This window comes from Sphingobacterium sp. T2, from assembly GCF_000814685.1.
GTDB classification, from domain to species: Bacteria; Bacteroidota; Bacteroidia; order Sphingobacteriales; family Sphingobacteriaceae; genus Sphingobacterium; species Sphingobacterium thermophilum.
Genome location: NZ_JXAC01000202.1, coordinates 1 through 7,358, shown reverse-complemented (window position 1 = coordinate 7,358; position 7,358 = coordinate 1). Strand labels below are relative to the sequence as shown.

Here is a 7,358-nt window from a genome sequence, read left to right as displayed (position 1 = left end):
GTCTGATGATATCTTCGGTAATCACATGCTGATCTAATAATTTTTGCAACTGCTTTTCAAACTGCGCAAAACTTATTAGATCAGCATGTGATTACCGAAGATATCATCAGACTGGTAGAGCCGATAAATATTCTGGATACCGAAGCATTTGAAGAAGAATTGAGTAAAATAAGCAGGTCCACGAGCCAAAGCCGAAAAAATTGCCGCTGCTACTTCAAAATATATTACGGTAAATATCGACACAGATCCGGTATTGTTTCGCAAACTATCCGAGTTGATTTCAGAAACCATAGCCGAAATGCGAGCTAATCGTCTTTCAGAATTGGAAGCCTTAAAACGCTTACAAGAAATAAAAGAGCAAGCCCTAAAAGGCGGAGGAGATACCGTACCTGAAGAATTGCAAGGCAAACGCAGAAATATTGGTATTTATCATTTGTTCCAATCGGAAGAACTATTAAATGGCAAAGAAGTTGACGCTGCTTTAATGTTTGATGAAATACTTTCGTCTTGCGAAATTGTGGATTGGCATAAACGAATTGATATCATCAATAAAATTGAATTGGAATTTGGAGATTACTTGATGGATGTTATGGATTTGCCGATGGACAAAGCCGATGAATTGACCAAAAAAGCCATTGAAATAGCCATAGCAAGTAGTAAATGATGAAAGAACATGTACAATTTGGCAGATATACCATCGAATTTGAGTTGCGCTATGCAGCTCGAAAGAGTTTGGGTATAAAAGTAAATCCCGATACCTCTGTAGTGGTTTCCGCACCTATGGAAGTAAGTTTGGAGAAAATCCATACAGCTGTTACCAAAAAAGCCCTGTGGATATTGAAACAGAAATCCTATTTCCTTGGTATGGACACGGTCGATAATGACATTATCGCCAAGTCGGGATATTCGGTGAATTACTTAGGACGACGCTATAAAGTAATGGTGGAAATAGGCGGTAAAAACGAAGTAAGCTATAAGGGAAATTTGTTTTTGGTAACGGTAAAGAAAAAATCCTATGCACAAGAAGTATTGGAGCAATGGCTAAAAGAAAAAGCCTATCAAAAGATTACCGAAATAGCCAAGCCTATCATAAAAAAGTTTAGCGAGCGGTACAAAGCCCCGTCTGAAATTTACTTTCAGGAGATGCCCACCCGTTGGGGGAGCTGTACGGTGAAGAACAAACTTATTTTTAATCCGCGATTGATACATACCCCAAAGCGGTGTATCGAGTATGTGGTGATGCACGAATTATGTCATATCGTCCATAAAAACCACAGTCAACAATTCTTTGAACTATTAACGCAGTTAATGCCCGATTGGGAGAAGCGAAAGGAGAAGCTGGATAATTATAAATAATCATCGGAGAAAAATCTACTGCCCGAACGCCAAGTTCCGAAAACGTTAGCGGAAAGTGTTAAACAACATTATCCTTAGCAATAACACACTTGGAAATGAAGAAACATTCAACTCAAAAATTGGACTTGAATTAGTATTAATGTCTGAATATTAAAATGAGCTAATATCCAATGAGTAAAGTGGTTTATATTGGGAAATATCCAATTTACCTATCTATTGTAGGCTTCGTAAAGATTATTTCTCACAAAAAAAATTTATTATTTACCCAAATATTTATTAACATAGCATCACAATCATCAAGAGTACATGGGTACACCAACCGAGTTGAACCAACCACGGTGGTCAAAGGATGAGGGCCTTCCGGTCAAAAAATGGTTTTCCCTTTCTCTTAATGATTGGTACTTAGGTTTTATTTAAAAGTATCAAATCATGGAACAAAAGATTAAAATTTTCGAAGAAGAATTAGCCCGTCTGTCGGACGAGGCATTGGTAGCGCGTTTTAACCAAGAAGTGGATAATCCGGGATGGGTAAGTTCAAGGGCTTACTTTTTGAAAGCTCTGTGTCTCCAATTTGAAAAACGAAGGATAGATGCCTCTGTTCTTCAAGGTGATTATGGAATATCCCTTAAACACAAGGTAAGACTTCAGGAAAGCAAATTGGTTGTTTGATTTTTCAGAAAAAGCCGACTAATATAAATTAGTCGGCTTTATTTTTATTTTCTATAATGGTTCCTAAAGCCATAAGCATGTAATTCTTTTTGCAACAGATTAAAGTCTACGCCCAATCCTTAAGAAGATTGGGCGTAGATGTTTATGAGGTTTTATGGTATTTAAGCTACGGTAGGGGCTTTTTGCAGTGCTTGACGGACAACGATCAGGGTAAGGCGCACACAGACGAGCAATACGAGATAGGCCAAGCCCAGAGTTAGCTGATCTTTGATATCTATGAGGTTGACCACCACATAACTTGCTATGGAGAAGATGACGTAGGAGCCTCCGCTGGCCAGTCCGCTTGCGGTGGCCGCATAATGGGGTCTGCTGGTCAACGAATAGGTAAAGTAGGTGTTATAGCTGAACCCCAACCAAAAATGGATAAGGAAGACAAAAGCCATCATGATGTACAGCTGATGAAATAGGAGTGCTGTGGAAAGCATAATCGCTAGAATGATGAACTGCGAGCGGATGGAGAGCTGAAGTTTCTGATATATAGGTTTGTTTATCTGCTTTTTACTCCAGAGTCCCCCGAAAAACATGGCTAAGCCGGAAATAAGTGCACAGTACCCGGAATATACGGCGGTGAGATGGTGTTCATGTTCTACGATAAAGGCTATGTTCATGCTAAATACCATGATCATGCTGTAGCTAAGTCCCAACACAAGGATGCCGAGGCTGAAGTCAGTAGCATTCAAAAGTTCTCTATACATGGACATAACACTCTTAAGCTTGAAAGGCTGTTTCTTAGGTAAGGTTTCTTCCGCTATATATCCATTCTAGGATGAGCAGGATAAGAGCATAGAGGGCGAGGAAGTAAAAGTTGGCCCGCCAGCCGAAGGCTTCCTGCAGAAACCCGCCCACAAAGGGTGCGAGGATAGGCGCTGTTGACCAGACCACGGTGACCATGCTGGTATAATTTTTTTGCTTTTCTCCGGTGAAGACATCTACGAAGAAGGCTCTTTTACATACCACAATAAACGAGATAGCTATGGCTTGGATGAGTCGTAAAGATAGAATCACGTGTATGTTACTGCTCCATGCTATGCCTAATGAGGAAAGAAACAAGACGAGCAGAGATATAAGATTAATCCTATAGCGTCCGAAACTGTCGGAGATGCTTCCCACGAAGAGCTGGGAGAGTCCGTAACTTACTAAATAGACGGTCAAGGTCAATTTGATATCGGATTCGCTAAGGTGCAGCTCACTCGCCATATGAGGAAACGAGGGAATGTACACATCCATGGCGAAACCCGAAATGGGAATAAGGGCAAATGCCAGAAAGGTGCTGATACCTACATTTTCATGCTTTAGTGTTTTCATTTTGCTTTTTTCCTTTTGTGAGCAAGCAAAATTAAAATGAGAGATAGAGGTATCCGCTAATCGATTCAAACAAGAGTTTATAAAAATCAAATATCCCCTGCCTGGGTTGCACGATATTGCTTTGGCGTGACACCCGTATTTTTCTTAAAGAATAGTGTGAAATGTTGCACGTATTCAAAGCCTAAGCTTTCTGCAATTTCAGAGATGTTCCAGTCCGAATATTTGAGTAGGCTGATAGCTTCGGCCACAATCCTTTCATTGATAAGCTGTGTGGTGGACTTGCCGGTCTGAACTTTGAGGCAATGGTTGAGGTGGTTGACATGGACGTTAAGCAACTGTGCAAAGTCGGAGGGGCTGCGTAGCGATATAGGGTTATGCGGCGAATCGATAGGAAACTGTGATTCTAAAGCATTGACAAATGCGTTTACTACCCTGTTTGGGGAACCCTGTTTCACTAAGAAAGGAGAATTTGTAGACTGCTTCCATATAATCTGGTAAACTATTAGTTGGAGCCACTTCTGCACCATCTCTTCCCGGTATTCAAAATCACTGTGATATGCGTCAAAGAGTTGCTGGAAATAAAAGAACATAAGATCGTAGGTATCTTGATCCAGAAACAACGAAGAGGTGCGGTTAGCTTTTAGAACCTGAAGCAGGCGGTTGAAAATCAATTTCAGGTCATAGGTGAGGTATTCGTCAGTGAAAAGACATATAAATCCGGAGGTATGATCTTCGTCGAACGATTTCCAGCTGTATGCCATTTTGGGCTGGGAGACGATGATGCAGGGCTTGTCAATGATGACGGTCTCCTGTTTGGTCTTAAGTTGCGCTTTGTTGTTAAGTAGGGTTATTTTCCAATAATCGCGACGTGCGAAGGGAAGCCCTACCGTACAGTTTTTGCGCTTGAGAATATTGAAATGACGAGGTACGCCGTTGTGCTTAAGCAGGTCTTCAGGAATCTTCCTTCCTGCAAATTCATAATAATCTCTTAAAGTTTCCGTTCTTTCCATATTTATATAAATCAAATATAGTTAGCTGCAGGCTATGATACAAGATTGCTTTTTATAACGGAAGATTTACGGATTATATTACCTGTAAAATGACACAAATCTTAAAAGCAGGAGAAGTAAAGAAATTACTGTAAAGCTATTTTGCCTACTAAGACGCGTTGTACTTTATTACCTATCAAAAGTTAAATAATGTGAAATAATTCATATTGAAGAAATTAAATGGTTAATTTGAAAAAATAAAAAATAATAATAACCCAATACATTTTAATGCATACCCAAGTAAAATTTAATAATGCCAACGCATTATTCTCTAAATCCCTCAAGTTAAAAGTCAACCAATATTTCCAACAAGATTTAATTAAGAAGACCGGCAACCGCAAGCTTATTATAAAAGCTATCATATTATTAACAAGTCTTGCTGTATTGTACAGTGTACTCGTTTTTGTGCAACCCCACTGGGCTATTAGCGTGATTTTATGCGTCCTTTTAGGTATTAATTTCGCTGCTATAGGCTTTAATATAATGCATGATGCGGGACATAATTCCTTTTCCGATAACAAGAAGGTTAATATCGTATTATCCTACAGCTTGAATCTGCTAGGAGGGAATATCTTTTTTTGGAAGATAAAGCACAATATTGCACACCATACTTTTACCAATATTAATGGAGAGGACCATGATATCGATGTGAAATTTATGCGTATCCACCCTGATCAGTCGCTAAAGAAATATCACCGTTTTCAGCCAGTTTACTTTATCTTTTTGTATTCTATCTCTTATTTAGCGTGGATTTTCTTTCAAGATTATGAGAAATATTTTAAACAGCGGTTTGGCACGAGCTCTGATAAATTCACTTTTCCGGTAAAAGAAAAAGTCATCTTTTGGATAAGTAAGTTTCTGCATTTCCAGTTGTTTATTACCCTTCCGATGCTTGTGGTTGGTGTTGTTCCTGCATTGGTAGGCTTCCTTATTGCGAGTGTTGTTTGTGGTATTTGTCTGGCTACGGTGTTCCAACTGGCGCATGTGGTGGATAAGACCGAATTCAAGACTATAGCCAATCATCGCGTAGAGGAAGAGTGGATGATTCATCAGCTTCAATCTACAGCTAATTTTGCCACAAACAGTAAGCTTTTAGTATGGCTGCTGGGAGGACTGAATTTTCAGGTGGAGCACCACCTCTTTCCTAAGGTTAGTCATATTCATTACCCTCAACTGAATAAAATCTTGAAGTCGACATGTCTGGAGTTCAATGTAAAATATAACGAATATCGTACTTTCTTTTCCGCCCTACATTCGCATATCCGTGTGATTAAGATGATGGCTCATTAAGCGAAGTATAACATAAAAGGATAGGATTAACATGCTATGATTTCAGTTCATACATAATATACAGCCCCTGTAGGGGCTTTTTTTGTGGTATAACACTGTGATAATACATGATTTTAACGTTTTGTTGTGCTATTCTTCAGCATTTTTACTTATGTTTATCATCAAACTATACCTACACGCTAAACCGATGAAAAAAAAATCTTATTACCGCTTCGAGTTTTTTATTAATTCTATTAGGATTCTGGTCTCCATTATTAGCTCAGGAAGCCTGGATTGGACGTACCACAGGAGACCTGCCGTATATTGAATATAGCGATGGCGTGGTAAGACTAGGCGCCGATAAGATGGGCTTCTTGGATACGGCCATACGTATGGTAGTCGTTGACTCGGTAGGGGATCGATATAAGGTTAAGCTGTCACAGAACTGGGATTGTTATATCCCTAAATATTTTGTTAGGCGAGGATTTGCTGAAGATCCCCTTGGAGAAGGTAAGTTTCTGAGTGGTTCGTGGCATCTGTCGGCCAAGGATAACTATGACGTGTTGACGGTAAGCCTTCCGGACAGACTTCCTTACCGCAGCTACCAGCTTACCGAACCCAACAAGATTGTGGTGGATGTCTTTGGCGTCAGTTCGAACACTACATGGATTACACAGCTGCGTCAGGCAAAAATCGTTAAAAGTGTCTACCGCGAGCAAGTCGAGAAGGACGTCTTCCGCATTCATATTGAGCTGAAAGGAAGGCAAAATTGGGGATACAGCGTAGGCTATAACAATAAGTCACTGCGCATCGCCGTCAAACATGCTCCTCAAAAAAAGGGAATAAAGAACCTGTTTATAGCTATAGATGCGGGACACGGAGGTACGGCAAAAGGAGCGGTAAGCCGAAAGGGAACGGAAGAGAAGGTCTATACACTGAAATTTGCCAAAGAACTGGAAAGCTATCTGAAAAAGAAAGGAGTGAAAAATGTATATCTTACTCGTACCGACGATGTAGACATAGCTACTACCAAGAGAGTGCTTATGCTCCGCGAGGTAAAGCCAGACCTACTAATCAGCCTGCATTTGAACGCCTCCTCACGCCCTGAAGTGAAAGGAGTAAGTACGTATTACCATCATAATGGCAGCAGAAAGGTGTCTCAACACATTCTGGATGAGATGCTGAAGCTGGGGTTGAACGAATTCGGCCTCATAGGTAACTTTAACTTCCTGCTAAATTCACCAACAGAATATCCTAATAGCTTGGTGGAAATTGCTTTCCTCAGTAATGAAGAAGATGAAAAAGAATACATCGACGAGAAATTTCATAAACAGACTGCGGAAAGAATCTATCGCGGCATAGTACGCTGGCTGAAAGAAGTGCAGTAGCATGAGAAATTCTCGAACGTAAAGTAGATTGCCTCTGATAAGAAATAGAAAAAGTCTAAAGCTTTGGACTGCCCCCAAAAAGTTGGACGAATTTATGCAATATTTTTGATATGATGAGCTCGGTATTCTACCGGGCTCATTCCATTTAAATTAGTTCTTATCCTTTTGTTGTTGTAATATTTAATATATTCTATAATATCCTTAGTTAATTCCAGTATTGACCTATATTTCTTTAAATAAACAACTCTGATTTAGTACCCCA

At 39.8% G+C, this 7,358-nt stretch carries 10 protein-coding genes and 1 riboswitch; of the genes, 5 read left to right on the top strand and 5 right to left on the bottom strand.

Going from position 1 to position 7,358, the window contains the following annotated elements; all coding sequences use genetic code 11:
• Positions 1–75 precede the first annotated feature (75 nt).
• A complete protein-coding gene (locus tag SD31_RS17555) occupies positions 76–291 on the bottom strand; it encodes a hypothetical protein (protein ID WP_039054312.1) in 216 nt (71 codons plus the stop codon).
• Positions 292–298: 7 nt separating this feature from the next.
• Between SD31_RS17555 and SD31_RS12030 the strand changes: the two genes are divergently transcribed.
• From SD31_RS12030 to SD31_RS12020, 3 genes are all read left to right on the top strand, one after another.
• A complete protein-coding gene (locus tag SD31_RS12030; protein WP_197053690.1) occupies positions 299–664 on the top strand; it encodes a hypothetical protein in 366 nt (121 codons plus the stop codon).
• On the top strand, positions 661–1,356 hold the full coding sequence (locus tag SD31_RS12025; RefSeq protein ID WP_052259020.1) for a M48 family metallopeptidase: 696 nt from the start codon (positions 661–663) through the stop codon (positions 1,354–1,356). Before SD31_RS12030 ends, SD31_RS12025 begins: the two co-directional genes overlap by 4 nt.
• Positions 1,357–1,644: 288 nt before the next feature.
• A riboswitch (SAM-I-IV-variant riboswitch) is annotated at positions 1,645–1,738 on the top strand.
• A 47-nt stretch (positions 1,739–1,785) separates the two neighbouring features.
• Positions 1,786–2,025 carry a hypothetical protein gene (locus tag SD31_RS12020; protein ID WP_039054310.1) on the top strand — a complete coding sequence of 80 codons (240 nt, stop codon included), beginning with the start codon at positions 1,786–1,788 and terminating at the stop codon, positions 2,023–2,025.
• Between the two features lie 161 nt (positions 2,026–2,186).
• Here the strand turns inward: SD31_RS12020 and SD31_RS15580 are convergent, their stop codons facing one another.
• The 3 genes from SD31_RS15580 to SD31_RS12010 form a co-directional block, all read right to left on the bottom strand.
• On the bottom strand, positions 2,187–2,780 hold the full coding sequence (locus tag SD31_RS15580) for a hypothetical protein (RefSeq protein ID WP_052259019.1): 594 nt from the start codon (positions 2,778–2,780) through the stop codon (positions 2,187–2,189).
• 34 nt (positions 2,781–2,814) lie between these two features.
• Positions 2,815–3,390 (bottom strand): MFS transporter, encoded by a 576-nt coding sequence (locus tag SD31_RS15575; RefSeq protein ID WP_052259018.1) that lies wholly within the window; start codon positions 3,388–3,390, stop codon positions 2,815–2,817.
• 86 nt (positions 3,391–3,476) lie between these two features.
• Positions 3,477–4,400: a helix-turn-helix domain-containing protein gene (locus SD31_RS12010; protein ID WP_039054309.1), complete on the bottom strand. Its 924-nt coding sequence runs from the start codon at positions 4,398–4,400 to the stop codon at positions 3,477–3,479.
• Positions 4,401–4,667: 267 nt separating this feature from the next.
• Between SD31_RS12010 and SD31_RS12005 the strand changes: the two genes are divergently transcribed.
• Both SD31_RS12005 and SD31_RS12000 read left to right on the top strand, forming a co-directional pair.
• Positions 4,668–5,729 (top strand): fatty acid desaturase family protein, encoded by a 1,062-nt coding sequence (locus SD31_RS12005; protein ID WP_039054308.1) that lies wholly within the window; start codon positions 4,668–4,670, stop codon positions 5,727–5,729.
• A gap of 320 nt (positions 5,730–6,049) precedes the next feature.
• On the top strand, positions 6,050–7,096 hold the full coding sequence (locus SD31_RS12000; protein WP_156138351.1) for an N-acetylmuramoyl-L-alanine amidase: 1,047 nt from the start codon (positions 6,050–6,052) through the stop codon (positions 7,094–7,096).
• Between the two features lie 92 nt (positions 7,097–7,188).
• Here SD31_RS12000 and SD31_RS16190 read toward each other — a convergent pair whose 3' ends face one another.
• Positions 7,189–7,347 carry an IS3 family transposase gene (locus SD31_RS16190; RefSeq protein WP_082021919.1) on the bottom strand — a complete coding sequence of 53 codons (159 nt, stop codon included), beginning with the start codon at positions 7,345–7,347 and terminating at the stop codon, positions 7,189–7,191.
• Positions 7,348–7,358: the final 11 nt, after the last annotated feature.

Excerpts from the sequence above, each read along its gene's own strand:
- SD31_RS17555 (WP_039054312.1), bottom strand. The coding sequence starts at position 291 with ATGGTTTCTGAAATCAACTCGGATAGTTTGCGAAACAATACCGGATCT.
- SD31_RS12030 (WP_197053690.1), top strand. The coding sequence starts at position 299 with ATGCGAGCTAATCGTCTTTCAGAATTGGAAGCCTTAAAACGCTTACAA.
- SD31_RS12025 (WP_052259020.1), top strand. The coding sequence starts at position 661 with ATGATGAAAGAACATGTACAATTTGGCAGATATACCATCGAATTTGAG.
- SD31_RS12020 (WP_039054310.1), top strand. The coding sequence starts at position 1,786 with ATGGAACAAAAGATTAAAATTTTCGAAGAAGAATTAGCCCGTCTGTCG.
- SD31_RS15580 (WP_052259019.1), bottom strand. The coding sequence starts at position 2,780 with ATGTATAGAGAACTTTTGAATGCTACTGACTTCAGCCTCGGCATCCTT.
- SD31_RS15575 (WP_052259018.1), bottom strand. The coding sequence starts at position 3,390 with ATGAAAACACTAAAGCATGAAAATGTAGGTATCAGCACCTTTCTGGCA.
- SD31_RS12010 (WP_039054309.1), bottom strand. The coding sequence starts at position 4,400 with ATGGAAAGAACGGAAACTTTAAGAGATTATTATGAATTTGCAGGAAGG.
- SD31_RS12005 (WP_039054308.1), top strand. The coding sequence starts at position 4,668 with ATGCATACCCAAGTAAAATTTAATAATGCCAACGCATTATTCTCTAAA.